Source organism: Clostridium sp. 1001283B150225_161107_B6 (assembly GCF_015556325.1).
In the GTDB taxonomy this organism is placed as follows: Bacteria; Bacillota; Clostridia; order Lachnospirales; family Lachnospiraceae; genus Enterocloster.
The window spans coordinates 413,321-433,602 of the sequence record NZ_JADNMD010000002.1 but is presented as its reverse complement, the minus strand read 5'-3'; the positions used below and the strand labels follow the sequence as shown (position 1 = coordinate 433,602).

The window sequence follows — 20,282 nt, the reverse complement described above, 5'->3', positions numbered from 1 at the left end:
CATGTTGAACAGTCCTTCGGACGTATCTCCAGGCGGCGCAGAGCATCTTCAAACCGTCTGAAGTTCTCCTCCTGCCCCGCATACTGATTCGCTGCCAGCATCTTTAGGCATTGAATCCTTAATCAATCCCCATTCACACACAGGATCTCAAAGATACACCAATCTGAAAAACGAACTTCCTTTTTTACATGCCTGACATCAAGCGAATACCGTTCTGTCCACGCTGTCTCTTCCATTGACGGCCGTTTTAAGACGGCAATGAATAGATTACTTCCGCTAAGTCCCACAAAACTGGGCCTTTTTTCCACCTTCTGCCCGTTTTCCCACGTCTGTCTGTGATGCCATAAAAACAAAGCTCCAATTCTTCTCCCGGCTTCAATAAGCCCGACAGAGCAGCCATCATCTGTTCTTCATTTTCTCTTTGGAACTCCTGGTAATTTCCATCCTCCAAAACCGCTAAAAATGAAAAATCCTCACTCCCGGTCAGACCTTCGGGCCATTTTTCCTGCAGTTCTTTTCTACATTCAAGAGCCTTGCTGCGCTGCCCTAAGTTTAAATAGCACAGAAGCATCTGGGCAACGGCCTCCTCCTGCCCCGTATTCTTTTTCCGAAAAGGCCAGCACCAGCGCCGGCATACTTCTGCCCAGGCATGACGCTCATAAAATGCATAGCTCTTCCTGAAATACAGGATTGCTTCATCATAGTTCCGTTTTCGGCTCTTTCTACTGCCTTTTCTTTCATATCTGTTCAACCACCCCTCAAGCAATACGGGGAGGGCAAAGAAGAACAAGAACACCGCCAGTAACCCCAGTTCAAACATGCCAGGTTTAACAGGCAGATAGATTATACTGATAAAGCAAAAAACAATATAGATTACATTCTTAACAGCGTTAATCAACATAAGAGTCCCCCTCATGCCACGCCACACAGCTTTGCGCTGTTGATTCCTGATAGTCAGACCGTGATGTGCTTCATGAAATCCATAAAATCCCCGAATACATCTGAAAACTCCCACTTGCCCATACCATGCAGTGCAAAGTAGACGGGCGATTTTTCCAGTGTAAGATCAATACAAAAAGGATCGGATTCCCTGTCCGCAATCACAAGATAGTCTTTATTCCAACTGGCAATACTCTTTTTTTCAACCGGATTATAGCTGTAGCCCCTCTGATAATAAATGAGATTTTGGGCTCCATATACTGTAACAGGCCCATGATATCCTCTCAGCTTAAAATCCGCTCTAAGAGGCGAAGCCTTTGAAAGGAAATCCCTGTAATCTTCTGGCAAATGCCAATTCTGGCTAATCTGCTCCAAGTCGGTCAGTTCCGCTTTGACCAACCAGTTTGTGGGACAAGCCAGATTTTGTTCCTTCTCCCGTTTCAGTTTCAGCTTTTTTTCAATTTTTGCATATACCTCTTCTGCAGCTGTTTCCGGGAAATCCAGGCAAACATGGCGGACTGGCTCCGCATATCCGTTCCCGCAGGGAAATCCCTGTTCTGCCCAGTTTCGTATCGCCTCATAATCGATATCACTCTCTTTCCATAATCCGGGATCCAAAGATTTGCCCTGTTCAAACGAATTATTGGTTGCCTTTGACAGCTGCAAAATAATATTTGCTTTACACTCCAGAGGAAAGTCATCATGAAATATAAATGGAGTCAACGCATCACAGGCCGCTTTACCAACTGCTTTGACGTATCCCCTGATTGCCCAGTACACCTTGCTGCTGTCCCCAGACTGGATACAGGACATAAAAAAATCACGGTATTGAATGTCCCCCTGCTTCATCAGCGCTGCAACTCTCTCCACCGCAAAACCACGGTGAAATTCAACCAGTCCTTTATCACCATACCGCATAAGAGCTCCCATGATTTTTTCCCGTTTCTCTTCATTGATTCTTTTCGCAATATAAGAAATTGCATTGTACGCAGCGACGCCGTCTGTTATCTGTTCCAGCATTTCTATCTTCTTATCTATTAAATCCATATCCATTCCCAACTTTCCCATTTCATTTTTCTGTTTTCATCCTGTATGTATAGAGCATTATCAAAGCTCCTGATACCATAAAAAAAGCTCCCATGCCAAACAAACGTGTGGCAGAATTTTTATAATCCTCTCGGAGAACTTCAACATACATGGACTTATTTCTGTCATCCGTCTTTCTCACTTTACCGATTACTTTAAAATGGTTAACCGACATCAGTTTGATTTGCCAGATAACATCTTGAGGGATTGCCAGGGTTACCGAATCGCTTCCAATTGTTCCTTCGTAAAAGTACAATTCTGCCTGCCCATCCCAATCCCCCGATATCTCTTTGTCACCACGAAGAATAGTATAAAATGTAACAATTTCTCCTTCGCTTAACTCCTCTGCTGATTCAACCGGAACCGGCTTTTTTAGGTCCTGCCATGTTTTAGATACAATAAAATAGACGAAAATCAGAATCCCCAAGCCGCCGAACTTCAAGAATACAAATACATTTTTTATGATTTTGCCTATACACATATATCTTTTCTCCCACACCATATACAAAAAGCACCGCCTTCCTCAGGCAATTTTTACCGTAATGCAGGTTCTTTCATAAAGCATAGCAAAAAAGCAAGCATACAGTGCCTCATGCTTACATGCATACTAAAAGTACAAATAAACCACCCGGAAGAACTTTCCCGGATGGCCGATTGTATTTCATCACAAGTTTTCTTCTTTCCGACAGAATTTCATATGGTAATTATACCGTCTGCCAGAAAAGTCCGCAGTTTTTTTCATTACATTTCCATATATGATTCATTACACCTCTTTCGTATTTCAGATTGTTTGGTATGTTCAGCTTTTTCAAACGATTCTCCTCTCATTACTCTACTGCTTCAATCGACTCAACAATATTCAGTCTGGCAATAGAGCGCAGAGGAACAGCCGTCGCAAGCAGGCAGGCAGCAATAGAAAATGCAGCGGCCTCTATGATGGAAAAATACGGGATAGCTACAAACTGTAAGGTGTCGGTTGTGGCGGCGCTTACAAAGACTGTGCAGATATAGCCTAATGGGCCACCAATCACAGCAGCGAAAATTCCATAATACGCCCCTTCCCAAAGGAATGTTTTATACAGGCTTCTCGTACTCATGCCAATAGCCCGTTGCATACCGATCTCAGATACACGGGTATGAATATTGCTGTAAACAGTATTGATAATATTCAGTACTCCAATCAACCCGATAAAGAGGATCAGTCCCCAGCACAGCATTTTGATCTGTCCAAAACTTTCCTCCAGTTGAGCGTCGCTCTGAAGATAGGAGAGCCAATGACTTCCCGGATTTTTGTCGCACCAGCGATTCAGCCATGTCTCAAATTGCCCGGTATCGGAGTTCTCTCTCAGTGTAGGATATACTTCAGAATACTGCGAATGCCCGGTCAGATTATCATAAGCAGTATCGCACACGATAATCTGCACACCGTTTATGAAGCCGCCGTTATTGATTGTGACAGGTTGATCGGCAACGCCAACCACTTGAAAATCTACACCGTTTACCGATAGGGTATCGCCAATTTCAAAGTTCGTACTTTCAACTGTCTGGCCTTCATAAGAAAAAGCTATCGGATTTTTGACAATGCAAGCAGAACCGGACAGCAAATCCTGAATATCCTGCTCACTTAAGTCTTTCACATAAGAGGTCAAACGCTCATCATCAAGCCCTGCAATTTGCATAGACTCCCAGGATTGCAAAGGGACATTCAATTCCAGAGGAAGCCTGCCGTCCTCGTCTTGCACATACACGGATAGTTTTGTTGTAGCGAGTGACGCCAATTGATCCTGCTCCCGAAGCTGGTTGACACTTTGAGGCGGAATCCCAACCGTTTCATTTGTAATCGCATAATCACCCAGGTGTATTTCCTTTACGCTGCTGCTGGTATCAAGGATCGCCGTAAAACTTTGCAGGGCTACAAAGACTGTGATACTCATAACCAAAGAAAGAATAGTGATTGCTGTTCTGCCACGCCCACGCATTAAGTTCAGTCGTGCATAATAGCTTTCAAAGTTTCGGATTTTCTTCTCTCTCCGTACACGGCGTTTAATTTTTGCAGACTGCCCGGACATAGCAACCGTTGGGGACACATGGGCTGCATACCGGGCCGCAGGATAAGCCGCCAGCATGGCGAACAGCAAAGTAATAACAACGCTTACAAGGAGAAATCCTCCATTTGATACACTTGCACCACTAATTGAGTTATGCAATTCTGCGGTGGTATCCGCCATGAACAAATCGGGATTGAGAACGCTTGTAGCAGCAATCAAAATTCCCTTTGCAGATAGCACACCTGACAGCAGGCCGATGGGAATGCCCACGCCGCAGAGAATGAGCAGTTCAAGAGAAACAAGACGATAAATTTGCTTTCTTTCACTGCCAATAGCCCGAAGCGTTCCATATTCTCTGATACGCTTTGTAACAGCGATTTTCAGGACATTATAGATCACCAGACCAGCCGCAAGCAGAACGAGCGCACCGACCATCACGCAGGCAATCGTCATAAAGGAAAAGCCTGTATCTGTATCAGACGCACCACTCTCAGCATAGGAGACCCCAAGGGCATCCAGCAAGACCCAGTTGTATTGAATACTCCTGTCCTCCATATTGAGGGCCCGTGCCAAATCATCCACAATAGCCTTGAATTGCTTTGTGCTGCGGGTTTTGAAATCGGTGGAATAGAGCATATAGCGATCCGGCAAATACATGGAAGCCGTACCTGCGCCTGCTATGGCCTCCACACTTCCCGTTGCATAGCCAATATAAATACTTTCCAAAATACCGCAGACATCAAATGTTGCAGTGTATTTGTAGGACTCCTCCGTATCATACAGGAGAGAAATGCTCACGTCCAATGTGACCTGACCTCCTACTTGAATATCTTCGGGCAAATACTGCAGCACACTTTCAGGTAGTGCAATTTCGTTGGGAGCTGTTGGCAATCGGCCTGCTTTGACTTTGTTGATAGAGGGATAGGCGGCCAGAGCTCCATCCAGGTATTCCCGCAAAAACAGGGACAGTCCGCTATTTCCAAGTTTTGCAGAACCGAGATTGATTAGACTGCCCACATCTACCAGCCGGGGATCAGCCGATAGTTCTGAAGCCTGTTTTTTTGATAATTGATGAAATGTTGCATATCGGTCTCCGTTAAGGGATGACGCCTGCTCTACTCTCATTCCCTGTAAAATACCAAGGGACTGCCCGATGGCGGTGGTCATCACGCTGGACAGAATTACAGCAATCAAAACAAGAATGGCCGTTATCTTTTGTGCTTTTATCTCTTTGAGCGCCAGGGACAGATAGGATTTCATTTTGCCTGCACCTCCGAAAGTACCCCGTCAACAATGGTAAAACGGCGGTTGGCCATTTCAGCAATCCGTGGGTCATGGGTAATAACAACCAAGGTCTTTTTCAATTTTTTCTGAATGCCACACAGCATTTTCATCACTTCGCCACCGCTTTTGCTGTCCAGGTTGCCAGTCGGCTCGTCGGCAAAAATGATGTCGGGATTTGAAATCAGCGCACGGGCAATCGCCACACGCTGCTGTTGTCCCCCAGAAAGCTCATGCGGCAAATGAGACAGGCGGTTTTCTAAGCCCAGGAGAGCTGCAAGCTCCCGCAAATAACCTTCGTCTGCCTGCCGCTTATCCAAAAGCAACGGCATAATTATGTTTTCACGGGCGGTTAGTACCGGGAGCAGATTAAACTGCTGGAAAATGAAGCCGATCTTTTGACGGCGGAAAGCAGACAGCGTTTTGTCACTTCCGTTGTGAATATCGGTATCACCGTAGAGGACGCACCCTTTTGTCGGTCTGTCCAATCCGCTGATAATATGGAGCAAGGTGCTTTTCCCACTCCCGGACGGCCCCATGATAGAAATAAAATCTCCCTCATGGATCGTCATACTTGCGTGATCGAGTGCGATGACTTTATTTTCATTCGCTCCGTAGATTTTTGAAATATCATTCATTTGAATATCCATAAAATACTCTCCTTATCGCTTTGATAAGGAGAGTATAAAAGGTAATTCTCAAGAATTCCTCAAGGTTTATTGATTTTTATTGTTGCCCGCACAAAAGCACCGTTGGAAGTATTTTCGATTTTTAAGGCTCCACCATGCTTTTGACAGAGCAGATTGCAGATATATAACCCCATACCAAAATGGTCTGTTCCATCATGTCCCTTTTGAAAAGGCTGGATGCCCTTCTGTATGAGAGCCGGAGGGAACCCATTTCCATCATCCAGAACAGACAATTCCAAGGTTTCATCGCTTACGGCACAGGTAAAGTGAATAACCTGCCGTGCAAATCGCAACGCATTGGAAACAAGGTTTTCTGCTATTTGGAGTAGTACAGACTGATCTATCACGAGCTCGTCTGTGGAGCCACCAGTTTCAAACTCAATTTCTTTTCCGCTATCCAAGCCAACCAATTGAACCGTCTGTTTGAGTTCGGTAAGGAGAGTGTCCCAGCCAATCGTTTTAGCTCCGAGAGGGATTTGGTCTAACCGCTGAACGCCACTCATAATCTCTACATATTTTTCAATTCGCTGTGTATATCCTTCCATGCGCTGCAGATTTTCCGAAACCTGCTCCTGGCTTGCCATTCCACTTTTAATGCTCTGGTTTGCCAGTTTTACGGCACCTTTTAAGACAGTAACAGGATTTCTCAACTCATGGGAAAAAGCAGCGTTCAGCCGTCTGCGTTCCTCTGCCTGCCTCCACAGTTCTTTATGATTTGCAACCAAAGCCTGCCGCATAGTTTCAAACGCAACGCAGAGCTGGCCCAGTTCATCGGAAGTATCCGTTTCCACGGTGAAATCTAAATCATTGGCTATTATGCGGTTTGCTCCGTTTGTTAGAACTTCAACAGGCTTTTTCAACTTTAGATTATAGAACAATACCGCTGTTGAAAATGAGGAGCATATAAAAATCAAAACAGGTAAAGCAAATTGCATGACTTCCAAAGCCCTTGCCCAAAATATCGCTTGCCCGGATGGCTCCAGAGCAGTTGTCATGGAAGGTGCGCCGGTATAGATGACAATACCTTGCGGTGCAATCTGCGATCTGATTTCCAGACATACCCCAAAAGCCAATGCCGAAAGGACGATTGCTGCCAAAAGGTTAATAACGGTTAAGGTGAATAAGGCTTTTTTCAAACTCATTTGTTTTATCCGTTCCATTTATAGCCCATCCCCCAAACAGTGTCAATATAGCTGTGCATTGTCAGCATAGCAAATTTGCTCCGCACTTTACGAATATGCTCCATAATCGTATCGCTGTTTCCATCACCATCAATCCCCCAGACGATTTCGTAAATCCGTTCACGGTCAAAAACTTGCCCAGCATTGACAGACAGCAGCTCTACAATATCAAACTCTTTTTTAGATAAGACAACGGGAGCCCCATTGATCGTGACCTCTCGCTTCGTGTAGTCTATCGCCATATCTCCAAAAAAACGGAGCATAGAGTGTTCTTGCTTTCTGTTTTCTCGTCGCAAGTGTGCCGCAACTCTTGCCCCCAATTCATCGAGGTCAAACGGCTTTACAATATAGTCATCCGCCCCCACAGAGAAGCCTTTAATTTTGTCCGCTGTTTCAATCCGTGCAGTTAGAAACAGGATTGGACAAGTAATATGTTCCCGAATAGTCTGGCAGACTGTCAGCCCGTCAATATCGGGCATATTAATGTCCAGCAAAATAATGTCCGGCTGTCTTTGAATTTTTGTAAGAGCTTCAGTCCCACTATATGCCGTCATTACTTGATAACCCGATAGTTGAAAATAATCTTTCATTACATCGACAACGCCTTTTTCGTCATCGACCAATAGTATCTTATTTGTCACTTGAAGATCCCCCTTATCACACAGAATAGTATAGCGCGTAAATCTCAAGATTTTCTCATACTATAATGTTGGTGTTTCAAAAATGTCAATCAATTGCTTGATCTGGAATTTGTATAATTACTCAAAGATCTCTTCACTTTCTAAGTTTCCATTTTCATGATAATCTTTCCAGCGCCCATTTTCTAAGCCTTCATTATACATCCCTGTTGACAATATGTTGCTGTTCTGATGATATTCTGTAAATAGCCCGTGCCGTATCCATTTAGTGCTGTCATCTGACATTTTTCTCGAATAGCGAAAACGAATTTCACCTGTTTCAAATCTGTTACTGGCTTCATTATCTCCCCATTAGATAATTTCTCTCACAGCAATCAAGAATACAGCAAAATCAACGGGTACCACATACCATATATCTTCATCGCATCCAAATGAATTTAACCGCACTATTTTGCTGTTTTCTCGTATATTACTCCTAAAAAAATCCATATAGTTTATATAGATTGGATACTGTAACTCTAATTTTTCAATCACGTTCGGATTCTGTTTTGCCGGCTGATTCACATAATACTGAAACCGTTCAAAAGAGCTGTTGTACAAGTGCTGTAATTCATCACAGAACTGCGTTTTGGATAACACAGCATCCTCCTCCACAGGATAATCATAATATTGAAAATATTCTTCAAATTCTGTATTCTTTAAACACTCGAATTCCATTGCATCGCCATCACAGGAGATTACTAAATCGATGAACAACAGAATCGCTGCATATTCCTCTATCTGATATTCCCTGCTGTCAGGCAGCTTAAAGCGGCTGAACCTAAAATCCACATACCAGCCATTTACTCCATAGAGTGTCACCAGTTCTGAAGAAATACAGTATCGATTTTTCCAATGCTCCACTTTTTCAAAAAACAGACTCCACTTATCGGAATTACTTCGTCCGGCAAGGCCTGCCTTGTCCTCCAGAAACTTCAGCAGGTACTGGCTGAAATTATTGACAAAAAAACTTTTTCTCAGTTTCCCATACCATTCCATATTTTCTCCTGACTATCTATAGCTCTATATCGTATTATCCTCGAAATTTTCTACAAAAAACATTTTCCCCTTATCTCATAATAGTAAAATTCTTATCCTGGCCCCCGGCATACGTTACAATTTTTTTCCATGCAGTCTTATCTTATTTTCTCACATACATGGAGATGTTTATCAGAACTGCCATGAAACTATATTGATTATGTAACGAAAAGAGCGCTCACAAAAAACACAGGGCTGCCGAATTGTAACAGCAGCCCATTCTACCCCTCATTGATTTTTAAATAACGCATATACGCGTCTACGAATTCCGCATATTTCGTCTTGGATAAAATTACACGCTTCCCATTAATCAGTGTGATCGTAGCCCTGTCATAGCTTTGGACCCTTCCAAGATTCACCAGGTACCCCCTGTGACAGCGAAAGAAAGAGTCCCCAAACAAATTTTCCAACTCCGCCATCGTAGAATACACTTCAAATTGCTCGTGCTGTAGATTAATAACGGCCTTTCGCAGGTTACTCTCCACAAAGTAAATATCCCTGGGATAAATATGCAAATGGCGAGTTTTTGTGTGAAAAAAAACAGCTTCTTCTTTTTCCTTTTTTTCATACCTTTCTGCCGCACGCTTCAGTATCATCTCAAATTTTTCTTCATCGAGAGGCTTTAATAAATAATGGAACGGAAATAAATCCAGCGCTTCAAATACATATTCATCATAAGCCGTAATAAAAATCACGGCCGGCGAGTTCGGCGTTTTTTTTGAAATTCTGTTTTGGAGCTGTTTGATTACGTTTAAGCCGTCCAGCCCCTCCATACGCACATCCATTAAAATAATTTCAAAACTTCCGGTGCTGCTTAAAAACTCCATACCGCCTCGATACTCTGTAACGACTGCTTCAGGCAGAATTTTCGTACACAAAGCCGAGAGATAGTTAAGCATATGAGGATCATCGTCACAAATACCAATCCGCAACATCATCGTTCTCCTAATCCGTTTGTTAAATTGTTATACCTTATCGCGCAGAGCGCGCCCATGCGTAGCATTCAGTTACGCGGGGCCCGAATGGGTATAATTTTACCATAATTCTAAACCAATTCAAAGAGAATGTCATGAAACGCCTATGGTAATGTAATGAAATAGAAGCAAGACCTACCAATAACTGTGATATATTTATTATGTCCGGCCTGACCTGACGGAACACACTCATACAAAACATTAAGCTGTGATTTGACCGGAAGCTTACATCATGCTTCATAATAAAAAATAGTATTGGGTTCAAATTGTTTTTCGACTTTATTAAAGGTGCGGCAATGCCGGGAACACCGGTGAATAGGGATTTTAAAGTTTATCCAGCTTGTATTTTTTATGTGTTTTCAAAGTATAAACTACCCAGAATCCCGCCCGGATTTTATAAAGACTTGAAACACGATATAATGATACGCAGAATAACTTGACAGATCCAACGAGTAAAAGGAAGAAGAGTGTTTCCTTTGGCGGAGAAGGCGTATTCGACAAATTTGGAGTTGTAGAAAGGGATTTTTATGGAAGAAACAAAAGTTGTATTCTTATCAGACGGGAAAAAAGTTATTTTAGAGGATGATGATGAAATTATTCTATCTTTAATTTCCAACGATACAGTAGAGAACAGATTCGAGATTTCTTATGCTTCTGGGGGTTATGGTGGAGGTTCACTGCAACTTTCCCCATCTAAGAAATACCTAATTTTTTCTTATTTCTCAGGTGAAAGTGAAGAAGCATTTGCCTTGCTTAAAATTGAGAATGAACAGATAAATCTTCTATATGATTCTGGATACTTCTATGGAGAGGAAGCTGATTATAGCTTCGTTAATGACGAAAAAATTTTAATTCAAACTTTTCGTACTGGCGCATGGTATAAGGAAAATGCGAAAACAGATAAGAAGGGAGATATATACTATGAATTTGGTGAACTGAATCTGTTTGATATCGAAACTATTGAACTAAGCAGACATACTATTCATGTTTATCCTTTCAGATTAAAGTAAAATTCCATTTTGTAGGACTGATTTACCTATGCCCTCTTGATAAAAGGCACATTTCTTATTTTGCTGTTTTCAATACTGGCAAGCAGGGCACAACGGTACACACCGTTGTGCGTTTGCCCATTTTCCGCTTTGCGAAAACGGTTCAAACCGCTTGTTGGGGGCTCCCCCAATCCCCCGGCAAGGGCCGCTTGCATTGCGAACGTTCCACAGGTGGAGCGGCCACGCGCCCTTACGTGCGCTAAATAAAGGGAGCTTTACCGGCTGGGAAAGGTTGTCCTCCTGGGTTAGAAGTGTCCGCAGGACACGCAACCGCCCCGTAAGAAGCGATGAAAGAACCGCCAGCAGTGGTCCTTTTCCGGGGGGTAAACTACGGACTCCAACAAGCATTTTACAAGAGTGGATATACTCCTGCAAAATGCTTGCCACTACTGTTTTGACAAATCCGAATTCCTGCCGCGCAAGAAAACCGCCCCGACATGGGAGAGGACAAACTCTCACGCTGAGGCGGTTGGGCGGAACGATAGGGCCTGCTTACGGGGATTCAGGTGAAATCGTATAACCCTCCCATTTTTGGTTCAGCGTCCGTAAAGCCCCATCTTTACAAGGCTTTTTTCGAGCCTAAAATGTGACGCGTTTCCTCTGTTGGCGCTTCTGCTCGGCGGCCTTTTTTCGTTTCTCCCATACCACCGGGGGCTGTACATGGTCTGGCTCAACGTCGGATAAAACGGCGCTCCTCAATCAGCGTAAGGCTTGTTGCATGATATCCTCCCTGTTTTTCGGTGGGCAAAATCCCGCCCTACCTTAGAAAAAACCTTGCGAGAAGTTTTAACACAGAATGGAACGACAGCCCTCCAAGTCCCATTCTATCAGGGGTTCCGTCCCTATCCCTTAAAGAGAAATGAGCGATTTCAAGTCGTTTTGCGGGCAAATATCAATAAAAAAATTAGCGTCATTGCATTTCGGCGGCGTGTGCTGCGAAAAGGTCAATCTAACAAATGCCCCCACCCGGGTAGATCAATTAAATGAGAGGAAAAAAGATATGTTTACATCTATTTTTCAGGAAACGATGGCAGAGGAAAACTGGACAAAATTTCAAAATACAGCGCTGAAAACCACAGCGCTTCTGTTTCCACTCGGCGTTATCGAGGAACATGGCCCACATCTCCCTCTTGGCTCCGACATCTACTGGAGCTATGCCATGTGCAGGCTGGTTCGGAAAAAACTGGCTGAAATGAATAGGGAGAGCGTGATTGCGCCGCCTTACTATTGAGGAATCAATCACTGTACTGGCAGTTTTCCGGGTACCTTTTCCCTTCGGCCGGAAACATTTTCACAGGTCCTGTTTGAAATTTTTGAAAATATGAGCCGTTTTACATTCCGCGATATTTTTTGTTTTAACTATCATGGAGATGCCGCCCACGTACAGGCACTTATTGATGCGATAAAAAGGGCTAATTCCGAGCTGGGGCTGTCCTGCAAACTCGTTTTAAATTCCATGGATTTAGAACTGTATGGTTGGCAGGGGCATGAAGATTTTCTGCTGGTAGTAAATCCTGACTATCCAATGGAATGGTTTACAGAAACGGAGCCGACGGAGTCTGGTCTGTTAGATATTCATGCCGGAGCGTTTGAAACAGCGGTTTTGAATTATTTTTATCCCCAGCTGGTGGATTTAGAGACCGCCGAAACGTTAAAGTCCACATCTCTGGATCAGGCAAAACTGCAAAAATGGCTTCAGGGAGGCGAGGAAATAAAAAATACCGTCCCCCTCGGCTATGCAGGAAATCCAGCCGGTTACAAGGATGTCAGCCACCATGTGGAAGATATGATCTGTTTACAGGTGAACGATATTGCAAAAAAAATTGACGAATTCATTTCAAAGAAGTGATAAGAAAAAGGAGAGAAAAACGATGTATCTGATTTTATTTTTTTGTGTCCCACTCATATTAGCGCTTGTACTCATTAAGCTCACGGACAAGAAAACACAGCGGAAACATGCGATGCTAATTCAGTCAATCATTGAAGGTTCCGAGAGCGCGGTTCCGGAAACAGCGGGCTTTGAGATTGTTATGGCACAGGGGGCGAAAGACGCGGTCTCTACGGTGAAAGGTTATGACCGGATACAGTCCGGATATTCCCATATGCCCAATCTGATCGTCCGATACCGGGAGGATGAGATGTATATCATGGCTGTTCCCTGCCCGTCCATGACAAAGATGGAAGTAGATCCGGATTTTATCTTACATATCACGGCCAGCATGTTGAAAGAAGTAAAACTTGGAGCGATGGGCAAAGTTGCTTTTTACTTTAAAGACAGCAGCCAGTTTTTTGTAATGACGGTAACTGATTTCGCCATCCCTCTTGCAACGCAGCCTGCAGAGCATAAGAACTTTAAGCCCTATATCAAAGAGTTTGCCAAAAAAGTGAATGGAAATAGACAGGAGTAGGATAAAGGTAATGTTACAAGATTATATATAAAATTTTGGTATACATAGGTCCTGTGAAACTTAACTAGGAAAATTTAGGCGCCGAACTACCGTCCGAAATTTAGGCGCTTACCTCACATCTATGAAAAGGCCAAAAAATCGGGGTCAAAATCGGCCATTTTTTGCCCAATTTTTTCCCCGATTTTTCGCCAAAAGCCACTATATCTTGTGGTTAAATCCCTCTATTTCCCTTCCGAACCACAATTCCGCATCATTATTACCACTTCGACATTTGATGAGTGGATGATAATGATGGCGGGAAAGCGCACTTCTCCCCAAGCGGAAACGGTATATTTATCTTTACACGTCACTTTAATCCGCTTGATGTTCTAATTCTATTAAATATTTATCATAGTCTGACATAAATAATCGATCCTGAACAATACGATATTTTTCAAACTCAGTCTCTGCGTGAAGCTTAGCCTGTTCCGCACTGACTTTTCCCGGTCCCATTAGCAGTTCGTTCCCGTTAAACTCCAAAAAACCATCAAGTCGCTTTGCCCAGTCCTCCATACTCATCGGTATTCTTCGTTCCGCCTGTAACTCTGCATAGTCGAGATACAGTGAAACGATTCTCTGTAAATAAGACATTTCCTGTTCGCTCAGATAGTTTTTCGCCACAGTAACATCTGCCTTAACAATTTTCCCATCCGGCGCTGATTCCCACGTTGTCAGGCCCATATGTTCTTTTTCGGCATTTGCACGCTCTACAATCAATTCCGCTGCTGTATGCCGATGTACAGCCCAGTGCATCTTATTCTGTACCATTTTGAAAAACTGCCGGGTAGTCTTGGCATCTTTGTCGTAATCAAACGCTGTGGCATAGAGATCTGTAACCTTCTGATAAAATTTTCGCTCGGACAGGCGTATCTCACGAATATTTTCAAGCTGACGTTCAAAGTATTCATCGGTGAACATATGCCCTTTTTTCAGGCGCTCTTTGTCCATCGTCCATCCTTGAATTGTATAATCCTTGACAATCTGACCAGCCCATTTGCGGAATCTTACGGCACGGTCGTTGTTCACTTTAAAGCCAACGGCAATGATTGCCTGTAAGTTATAATGCTTCGTACTGTAGGATTTACCATCCGAGGCAGTTATTAAGTATTTCTTAATAACTGATTCTTCTATCAGCTCATTATCTCCAAATATCCTTTTAAGGTGCTGATTGATTGCCGATACAGAAACATCATATAAGGTTGCCATCATTTTCTGCGTCAGCCAGATATTCTCGTCCTCATAGCGCATCTCAAAACTATCTGAGCTACTACCTGTAGATGCTACATATGTTAAATACTCTGCGGCTGAACTGTGGATTGTAATCTCTTTCTTCTTGTTTGTCATAATTTCTTTTCCTCAATCTTTATTTCCTCAAAAAATTATAGGTTTAAATATTCCCTAGTCCATTAAATATCCTTATATCGTATTACATCCAAATTAACATATTCAATCTCACGATTCACGAACCAGACACCTTCTTTTTCAACTACTCGAAATTCTTAAGCAGTTACCTTCCGCTCTAATTTCCAGTTATTAAAAATTCTGCAAATATATACTCCTACAAATCCCAACCAGCCCATTAAATCTGTTTATTGTTTCACTATTTTACACTTTTCTTCAACCGTACAATACTTTCCGTATTTGTTGAGTGGATAATAATGATGGCGGAAATATATAGTTGCCCCTTGGCGGATTTCCAATAATAACTGCCCGCTCAAATACGCAGCAAGCCACTGCATAACCTACTAAATATTTACTTTCTATTTCCTCTTTCTTTTCTTATTCTCTTTTTCGCATTCTCACCAACGTCCTTAATAGTTTCCATATATGCCTGTTCCACTGGTGAGAGTGTATTTTTTTGGTATTTTCTATACTCTTCCTTTGCTTTTTTCACTGCCTGATCATGACTCACTTTTCCATATCCCGCAAGCAGCTTTCTATTACCTGATAATAAAATAGCATCCAACTGGTCAACATAATCTTTCATGTACATTGGCTTATGCTCGATTGCATTAATTTCGGCCAAATCAAAATAACCAGAAACAAGATTATTCAGAACTTTTAATTCTTCCTCATTCAGATAATTTTTTGCAATACTAATATCCTTTAATGCCGGAAGTTCTCCCGAAAATGTAGTAAGTCCCATAAACGGCTTTTCTGAATCTGCCCGTTCGTATATCACTTCTGCCGCTGTATGACCATGAGCCGCGAAATGCAGCTTGTTTTGCACTATCTTAAAGAACTCTATTGAATCTTCACTACGAGGATCGTAATCTACACTTGTGGCATATAAATCAAGTACTTGTCGGTACAATACCTTTTCGGATGAGCGTATATCTCTAATGCGTTCAAGCAATTCACGCCAGTAATTGCCACCGCCATTACCTTTTAGCCTTTCATCATCCATGGTAAAGCCTTTAATCATGTATTCCTTTAAGCGCTCTGTCGCCCAACGCCGAAATCTCGTGGCAATCGATGATTTTACTCTATATCCAAGAGATATAATCATGTCAAGATTATAAAACGGTATATTCCTTGCAACCTCTCTACTCCCCTCTTGGCGAACCTGTCGGAAATTCCGACAGGTTGACTGCTCATCCAGTTCACCCTCTTCGTAAATATGTTTTATGTGCTCAACCACATTAGTTCTGGAGGTTTGGTACAAGTCTGCCATTTGCTGTTGACTCAACCAGACGGTTTCATCCTCAAATTTTACTTCTATGTGTGTTAGACCATCTTCTGTTTGATAAATAATAAATTCACTTTGATTCTCCATTCAATCACCTGCCTTTTATCATTTAATATTGTCTACTTCTTGACCAGCATATATCATCACTTGCAGATTATAATGATGATTCATTTCAAAATTCAACTATCGAAAACCTTAAGTTCGAACTATCCGGGATTTCCGAATAATTCGCTTTTATGTCAATTAAACGCTGGTGTAAACTTTTCAATTTACTCACAGATTATATTTATCATCAAACCGTTATACTTTTTATGATATTATTTAATGCTTCGAATCTCAACTTTCTACTTCCCAAGTCTGTTGAAGCTCTTATCCCAGATGAGTAGTTACGTATATTCATATCTTTTTCATCACTTGCTATATCCTCTTTAATTGCTTTTTGAAGATTAGTGACTTTATTACTAAAATCTATTAATACAGTGTTTAACTTTTCCCTTATATCCGAAGAAAATGGCACTTTATTATTATATTGAGCCATTACTAAAAAAAGCGTATAAAAATCTGTCATATTACGCCACCTGGTTTTTTTTATATTAGGTAATACTTGTAATATTTCTCCTATCACGCTATCAAAAACATGCTTTACCTCATCACCTTCACTAAACTCTTCTTCATACAATTTATAGTAATAATCTAATTTTGCCTTTTTATTTTGATGACCATTTAAAAATGCTATAGCTAATTCACTTATAAATTCTGAATCTAACATTCGACGTATTTTTTGTGGAGTGAATAACCCTATATCTTCCCAATATGTTCTATCAGCAATCTCATTTATCATTATAATAAACTCACCAGAGTAGGTGGCCTGTCTAAGTTCTTGTTGATTTAGCCTTTCGTTATTTTTGTTAATTCGTTTAAATATATTTCGTATAGTTTCTTCATCTATATCCGGTAATAATCTTATAACAAATTTGTATTCAAAGAACTTCTTTTTATCATTTGGGGATAACTCATCAAATGTTAGATTCCCCCACTCTTCGCTTGTTTCCGAAGGAACAAGCGAAAACTCATTGTTAATAAAATCTAATACTGCCCGCAATCTTTGCTGTCCATCTACAACTACAAATTGGCTTTCTCCCTTGTCATTCACTTTTTCTTGAAGATATATCTCAGGTATTGGATAACTTCTTAAAACTGAATCTATTAAATAACTTTTTTGGTTAACCGTCCAAACGGGATTTCGTTGGAACGTTGGCTTAATAATTAAACCATCTACTTCCTTACTCCTTTGATTAAACCATGCAATGTTTTGCTGGGTACTTCCCAAATAATCCTTCATTATGCATCTCCTCCTAAAATTATACTTTGGCATTCTTTTATGCTATTAATTTGATAGTCCCGAAATGATTTATTATCTTTATAAATTCTAAAGTTTATTTCTCTACTGTCTATAGGTGGGAAATTCCTTAATTCAGTAATGATAGCATTCCATTGCTTTCCGAAAGATAAAAGTGGCAATATTTTATCAGTAGCTATAGTTCCCCAATAAATCAATCTATTTTTATGCTCTTCTAAAGCATTTTTCATATTATTATCTAGTTTATAATACTTCTGGTTGCGAAGTTCATGCCAAGCTATATCAAAATAATAATTTGATATTATTCCTACATCAATGTCCGAAGTTTTTCTAAACTTTCTAAAATTTTTCCTGGGGTTCAAACTATATCCCACACATGCTGAACCAGTAATTATAATATCCCTAGCATCTACCTGAATACCCGATGCTAATTTATGTTTCCAATCATAGTATTTCATACTATCACCTTCAAAAATATTGGGAATCCCCTCCATTATCCACTTGGAAACGAATACATCTGGCGGTATTCTAATTATATCATTTTTAATTTCTTCTAAAATTTCGTCTATATTTTTAGCTTTATCCATTGTCAATTTTTCCAAACTTCTCTAAATTTTCTTTAAAGTGACTTTTCAAAATCATCATTATATTATGGTATATATTTTCTACATCTGGTTTCAATCACTAGATTTTCTTATTTTGCAGCACCTCTCTCATTCCGGCACAATTCGACACATACTTCGCAGTTTGTTGTGGGGATAATAATGATGGCAGAAAGGTATGTTTTCCCCTTGGCGTAAACACTATTACACCCGTTTCTGTCCATGGCCTCTATAGACATTTTTCAAGCCACCTATAACAATACTAAGATTATACTACAAATTCCAAAATTTTGATATGCTAATACATTCACGAATAATATTAAGAAATGCCTAAAAAGAAATGTTATCGTTGGTAAAAAAACTGCCAACAATAAAGCCCTCGAGTTTTAGTCTCTCAAGAGCTTTATTCTTAACACTGTATTTTTCACTCCAAATATTGAATAGCAAGCGCAATTAAAGACAGGCAACGGTTAAAAAAATAATCGTAATAGCGGATGTCTGTAATATCTGTTCGATCCGTTTCATGATGACGAATTCGGAAGCTATTTCCAATATCTGTAAGTGCCTTAAATTCCGTATCAAATAGCTTTACAAAATCTTCTTGTCCGCCCGCCATGTCATTAATAATTCTCTCCACTGATTTCTTCTTATCCAAACCAGTATAATATGTTTTCAAGCGTTCCAATACACCCCAAATTTTTTCAACCGCATCCTTATGAGATTGTGAACTTGGCTGCATATGTTTCTCTACTGCTATATCAAACAATTCTCTTAAACCAGGTTCTTTTATTTGTTCAGTCATTGATATGAGTTCTGAAGTCAACACCTCATGATCTGGCAATTGCTCAATAAGCCCTCTATCGATAAGGCGAAAAGATACATTGTCTTTCTGCAACGATGCATTAATTTCTTCTTGAAATCCACATTTTTCACCTTCAGATAATTCATCATACTGAAATTCTATTACATCAAAAATAAACGGTGTAAAATAATTTGCAAATATTTCTTCCTCAGAAGATAAAGAGAACATTGCGCTTTTTAAATCAATGACAGGAGTATCCATAAATTCATTTAGTCTGTTAATTGCAACATCTAATGCATCTGTTTTTTCTGTCCAATTATGATATCGGTTGGGTTGATACTGTATAGGCTCTCTGAAATTCTGCATAATTCTACAGATATGCTTTTTAGCCCTATAATCAATATTATTGCTAATATTATCAACTGCTTCTCCATGGCCATAATCAATAAGGTCTTTATATCGCTCTGAAAATAAATTATCTGGTAATAACGGTTTATCCGGCACGCTATATTCTCTAGCTTTATAAATATCACGACCAGAAATATGATGTGCCGGATATAATTCATAGCCATCTACTCGAAGCAACTCATTAAATTTATCTAAATACTGTTTCCAAGGCGATTTTTCTCTCCGTACCGCCGGATGAACCATCTCACATATAAATCGCAGTAAAGGTTCATCTCCATCTTTTTGTTGCAGCTTGAATCGCTCATCTTGAAAAAACCAGCATTCCTCTTCATAATCGTCCCATCTAAGATGGCAACTAATATCATCAAGAGCATTTTTATAACGACTATCATGAGATGGTAATTCCTTTAGATTGTATACTCTTGAAAGGAAATCAATTTCATCAAGACGTCCATAGTACGGCATTTTTATAGTACGCTCTGTAACATACTCGTCAGACTTATCATCATATTCTTCTTCATCGAGTATTACTGTAAACCCCTCTCTGATAATATCTATAATATCTTGTCTTGTTACCTCAGATATTTTATTCATATTTTTAGTCATTCCTTTCGCTTCGCTCAGGCACGAACAAGTCATGAAAAGTCTTGTCCCCCTCCTCTTTTAGTTTTAAAATGTTATTATGGAATAGCAATACACTACAGAGCATGGGAGGAGGAGTGGCGAAGTTTATTCGGCCCCGTATATTTATATGTGCCGTCATCCTTACAAGCACAAACAAGTGGGACTTTGAACCCGGACTCTTATCACGGGTAATAAACCATGTTTATTTAGTCGTAAGATGACAGTCAATGTTGCTATTCCTATCTTTAGTTAAGGTGGTGATACTTATGATGAGGCTCATCTCCCCCATCTGCTGTGGACTTGATATCCATAAAAATGTTATCGTTGCAACCATCGTTACTACTAATAGTTCTGGAATATCGAGTGTGTGAAGAAAAGTCTGCAGGAA

16 protein-coding genes and 1 pseudogene are annotated in these 20,282 nt (G+C 40.8%); 3 read left to right on the top strand and 14 right to left on the bottom strand.

Going from position 1 to position 20,282, the window contains the following annotated elements:
- Positions 1-247 precede the first annotated feature (247 nt).
- The 9 genes from I2H39_RS07010 to I2H39_RS06965 form a co-directional block, all read right to left on the bottom strand.
- Entirely contained in the window at positions 248-901 is a 654-nt protein-coding gene (locus I2H39_RS07010; RefSeq protein ID WP_195626114.1) for a hypothetical protein, read from the bottom strand.
- Positions 902-954: 53 nt separating this feature from the next.
- Positions 955-2,007 carry an SMI1/KNR4 family protein gene (locus I2H39_RS07005; RefSeq protein WP_243281781.1) on the bottom strand — a complete coding sequence of 351 codons (1,053 nt, stop codon included), beginning with the start codon at positions 2,005-2,007 and terminating at the stop codon, positions 955-957.
- A gap of 1 nt (position 2,008) precedes the next feature.
- A complete protein-coding gene (locus tag I2H39_RS07000; protein ID WP_195626113.1) occupies positions 2,009-2,506 on the bottom strand; it encodes a hypothetical protein in 498 nt (165 codons plus the stop codon).
- Positions 2,507-2,852: 346 nt separating this feature from the next.
- Entirely contained in the window at positions 2,853-5,333 is a 2,481-nt protein-coding gene (locus I2H39_RS06995) for an ABC transporter permease (protein WP_195626112.1), read from the bottom strand.
- Positions 5,330-6,004 (bottom strand): ABC transporter ATP-binding protein, encoded by a 675-nt coding sequence (locus I2H39_RS06990; protein ID WP_195626111.1) that lies wholly within the window; start codon positions 6,002-6,004, stop codon positions 5,330-5,332. The genes I2H39_RS06995 and I2H39_RS06990 overlap by 4 nt, the downstream gene beginning before the upstream one ends.
- Before the next feature lie 59 nt (positions 6,005-6,063).
- Positions 6,064-7,203, bottom strand: a complete 1,140-nt coding sequence (locus I2H39_RS06985; RefSeq protein WP_195626110.1) for a HAMP domain-containing sensor histidine kinase — start codon at positions 7,201-7,203, stop codon at positions 6,064-6,066.
- A complete protein-coding gene (locus I2H39_RS06980; protein WP_138307578.1) occupies positions 7,191-7,865 on the bottom strand; it encodes a response regulator transcription factor in 675 nt (224 codons plus the stop codon). The genes I2H39_RS06985 and I2H39_RS06980 overlap by 13 nt, the downstream gene beginning before the upstream one ends.
- Before the next feature lie 348 nt (positions 7,866-8,213).
- Positions 8,214-8,900: a hypothetical protein gene (locus I2H39_RS06970; protein ID WP_195626109.1), complete on the bottom strand. Its 687-nt coding sequence runs from the start codon at positions 8,898-8,900 to the stop codon at positions 8,214-8,216.
- A gap of 260 nt (positions 8,901-9,160) precedes the next feature.
- Positions 9,161-9,877 carry a LytTR family DNA-binding domain-containing protein gene (locus I2H39_RS06965; protein WP_227146801.1) on the bottom strand — a complete coding sequence of 239 codons (717 nt, stop codon included), beginning with the start codon at positions 9,875-9,877 and terminating at the stop codon, positions 9,161-9,163.
- 563 nt (positions 9,878-10,440) lie between these two features.
- Here I2H39_RS06965 and I2H39_RS06960 point away from each other — a divergent pair.
- From I2H39_RS06960 to I2H39_RS06945, 3 genes and pseudogenes are all read left to right on the top strand, one after another.
- Positions 10,441-10,923, top strand: coding sequence for a hypothetical protein (locus tag I2H39_RS06960; RefSeq protein WP_195626108.1), 483 nt, complete (start codon positions 10,441-10,443; stop codon positions 10,921-10,923).
- An 898-nt stretch (positions 10,924-11,821) separates the two neighbouring features.
- A pseudogene (locus tag I2H39_RS06950) lies at positions 11,822-12,811 on the top strand (creatininase family protein).
- Between the two features lie 22 nt (positions 12,812-12,833).
- Complete coding sequence (locus I2H39_RS06945) at positions 12,834-13,370, top strand: hypothetical protein (RefSeq protein ID WP_195626106.1); 537 nt, start codon at positions 12,834-12,836, stop codon at positions 13,368-13,370.
- Between the two features lie 351 nt (positions 13,371-13,721).
- Here the strand turns inward: I2H39_RS06945 and I2H39_RS06940 are convergent, their stop codons facing one another.
- The 5 genes from I2H39_RS06940 to I2H39_RS06920 form a co-directional block, all read right to left on the bottom strand.
- Positions 13,722-14,753, bottom strand: a complete 1,032-nt coding sequence (locus I2H39_RS06940; protein ID WP_195626105.1) for a virulence RhuM family protein — start codon at positions 14,751-14,753, stop codon at positions 13,722-13,724.
- A 409-nt stretch (positions 14,754-15,162) separates the two neighbouring features.
- On the bottom strand, positions 15,163-16,185 hold the full coding sequence (locus I2H39_RS06935; protein ID WP_195626104.1) for a virulence RhuM family protein: 1,023 nt from the start codon (positions 16,183-16,185) through the stop codon (positions 15,163-15,165).
- A 205-nt stretch (positions 16,186-16,390) separates the two neighbouring features.
- The gene (locus I2H39_RS06930; protein ID WP_195626103.1) at positions 16,391-17,440 is read right to left on the bottom strand and encodes a DUF262 domain-containing protein; all 1,050 of its coding nucleotides are present in this window, start codon (positions 17,438-17,440) and stop codon (positions 16,391-16,393) included.
- The gene (locus I2H39_RS06925) at positions 17,440-18,045 is read right to left on the bottom strand and encodes a hypothetical protein (protein ID WP_195626102.1); all 606 of its coding nucleotides are present in this window, start codon (positions 18,043-18,045) and stop codon (positions 17,440-17,442) included. Before I2H39_RS06925 ends, I2H39_RS06930 begins: the two co-directional genes overlap by 1 nt.
- 439 nt (positions 18,046-18,484) lie before the next feature.
- Positions 18,485-19,909 carry a hypothetical protein gene (locus I2H39_RS06920; RefSeq protein WP_048931262.1) on the bottom strand — a complete coding sequence of 475 codons (1,425 nt, stop codon included), beginning with the start codon at positions 19,907-19,909 and terminating at the stop codon, positions 18,485-18,487.
- Positions 19,910-20,282: the final 373 nt, after the last annotated feature.